The 466-nt window shown below is 78.1% G+C and carries 1 protein-coding gene; it reads left to right on the top strand.

The genetic code is table 11. The features are described 5' to 3' along the window. Position 1: 1 nt before the first annotated feature. Positions 2–466 (top strand): futalosine hydrolase (locus KBX53_RS35630; protein ID WP_247676664.1); only part of this gene is annotated, 465 nt, incomplete at its 3' end.

The raw sequence follows: 466 nt of genomic DNA, 5'->3' as shown, positions 1-466 counted from the left end.
GCTGGTGGTGACGGCGGTTCCCGCCGAGGCGGACGCGGTCCGCGCCGGGCTGACCGACCGCACCGTGACCGTCGCGCCGATCGGTGTGGGCCCGGCCATCGCCGGTGCCGCCACCGCCCGGCTGTTGGCACTCGCCGAGGCCGCCGGCCGGCCGTACCGCGCGGTGGTCAGCGCCGGTGTGGCCGGCGGCTTCACCGGGCGGGCCGAGGTCGGCGACACGGTGCTCGGCACCGCCAGCATCGCCGCCGACCTGGGTGCCGAGTCGCCCGACGGCTTCATCCCCGTCGACGAGCTGGGCATGCCGCCCGCGCTGCTCGGCGCCGGCAGCAGGGTGTCGGCGGACCCGGGTCTGCTGGCCACGCTGCGGGCCGCTCTTCCGACGGCAACGACCGGGCCGGTGCTGACGGTCAGCACCGTCACCGGCACCAGCGCCGGCACCGACGAGCTGCGCCGGCGGCATCCGGAC

Source organism: Micromonospora sp. M51 (assembly GCF_018070305.1).
Lineage (GTDB): Bacteria > Actinomycetota > Actinomycetes > Mycobacteriales > Micromonosporaceae > Micromonospora > Micromonospora parva.
Note: the sequence above shows the minus strand (reverse complement) of the source record. Positions and strands in the feature narration are given on the sequence as shown.